General features: G+C 37.3%; 1 protein-coding gene. It reads right to left on the reverse strand.

Annotation, left to right across the window (positions count from 1 at the left end; translation table 11 throughout):
- Positions 1 to 2,422 (reverse strand): reverse transcriptase domain-containing protein (locus IE124_RS36160; protein WP_229833160.1); only part of this gene is annotated, 2,422 nt, incomplete at both ends.

Here is a 2,422-nt window from a genome sequence, read left to right on the forward strand (position 1 = left end):
TGCCATATTAATTGTTTATCTCTAGTGTCCCACATGAATTGTATTAACTCATATGTCATGTCTAAAACTTGCCTAGAGGGGAATAGTATATGTTGAGCAAGTGTGTTGATGTAGTATAGTAAGTCAAATCTAAATTTATATCCAACATATGAAGCTAGACCAATCAACTTTTGCATTTCATGTACCTTCTCTTTGTATTCATCTTCATCTATTTCTAGTTCATCCTGGTCTATATAAAGACCTGGTTGACCTGGAGCGCTAAGTTTTCTTCCTTTTGGATTCAAAGGTACGTTTAATTTGGGTATTTTCTCAGTTAATGAGTTTTCCATACCTAATTTCATGTATTTACCTCTTTGATATTTGATTTCTAAGCCAAGTATGTCGTACTGAATTTCGTTATCACTTTCACCCAGATTTATTATCTTTGTATCGTATTGTTTCTTGAGTGTTGTTATGATTTTCTTATTTGCATTTAAGTCTTTGCTGAACAATATCATATCATCAACGAATAAGCAAATTGTTACTTGACTATTCTTAAATACGCATGACCATCCACGAACTTCTTCCATACCACACTGTTTTATCAGGTATGATTTGATAGTTTCGTACCAGTTCGCTCCACTTTGTTTCAATCCATAAAGTGATTTCTTCAAACGTATCAACTTATCATTCATTCCTAAATGTGGTGGAGGTCTTATGTATAATTCTTCTTTGATGTCTGCATACAAATATGCCGAAGATATGTCTAATTGTGTAATATAGTAGTTATTGTCTAATGCAAGTGACAGGGATGTCATTAATGCATAGTGATGTACGGTATTGGATTGCATGCCTGAGTCGTAAGTGTCAGGATGCTGAATATCACCTCTTGCAACAAATCTAGCTTTATGAGTACCGTCACGTTTCTTGTTGAAGATAAACATTGAGTTTATTACTCTTTTAGGGTCTATTTCTTTTCTGTCATAATATTCGTCAGTGTCCCAAGTTTTCATCTTCAACAGTTGATTGACTTCTTTGTGGTATGCCTCGATATATTTTTCTTTTTCTTTAATATCTTTATTATAGGTGATTGCCTCATCGTATCGTAAGGTTGTCCGTATTGGTTTGATTGATTTTACTGCTTTTACAGCTGCAATCAGGTGAATTCGTTTCTTCGATCTCGGAGGTTCTAAACTACGCATATTCTTAGTATTCCATGTGTCTCGTGATACCTTAATTTCAGTTTCATTATCTTCTAATGATCTTTTCTTACTGTTGATAGTAGTATAGGCATTAGAGTCACCAATACCACCCAAACTGGAATTAGTTTGATGAGAATTTATCGGTGGGAGTTCTTTAAATGGGTCAGGGAATTCGGTAGGAGATTCTGGAGGTAGATCAGGGAGTGGGAGATCAGCGATGATAGATTCCTCGGTATTCTGTTCAGAAACAGTAGTTGGCGTTTTGATAGGAACAATATTGTGCGATGAATTATTTTCCGGTGGAGAAGCATCGATTGAAGGTGAACGGTGTATAATCCTTTTCTCAGTCTCTTGGTCACTTATCTGCGGAACAGTTTTGTTGTTGGTACCTCCCGTACTGGATATTGGTACGTTTGTATGATTAGTCTCATTGTCACTGTACGAGTCTGAGTGTCTGAAATCTTTAGATTTACTGGCGTGCGACGACTCATGTGTGTTAGATTGGGACATGGGAGCAAGTAAAGGAACATTTAATTTATGCATACCACCCGAACCGGTACTCTCGATATTGGAAATTTGGGGGGTGCTAGATCTCTTCTTTGATGGAAGAATATTAGATTCAGATATGTTGGGGTCAACTTCTCTGGGTGCGCGAATATTGGTTTTAGAAACACGTTTCGAATCTTCAGTATGAGTTGACGGAGGTGTGGAATCGGTTGGACTCACAGCTTTTGAAAGGACATTTCTCGGTTGCTCAGGATGTAGTTCAATGTCGGATTGGAAGTCATGGTCAGATTCTATGTTAAGATCATTGGATTCTTGGATCTCATTTGACGCAATGAACGAATGATATGAAGCAGTTAAACGGTTTAAGTCTTCATCGAAAGTGAGTGCGTCGTAATTGAATTGATCTAATCTGGATTCCTTGCCCTGAAGAATAACATAGTTAGTTGTATCTACTGTCTTCTTTAAGGATGGAAGATAGATGATATATCCATAAGAGTTTCGAGACGGATGTAGAGCGTAGCCTGGGATGCCACGAGGATGTATTTTGGAGTTAGGGTTGTGATCATTGACGATAACAGGTTGACCGAAAGGTAACAAAGTACTGATATCAAGTCCTGCCAAGCCAGCATGTTGTCTTGCAGATTTTTTGCTTTTAGGTGAAGCTAGTGAATTTCTCACAATAGTAGAAAATTCGATTGCAGAGAACCATAAATGGTTCGGTAAACCACTACATT

This window comes from Streptomyces narbonensis, from assembly GCF_014649015.1.
Lineage (GTDB): Bacteria > Actinomycetota > Actinomycetes > Streptomycetales > Streptomycetaceae > Streptomyces > Streptomyces narbonensis.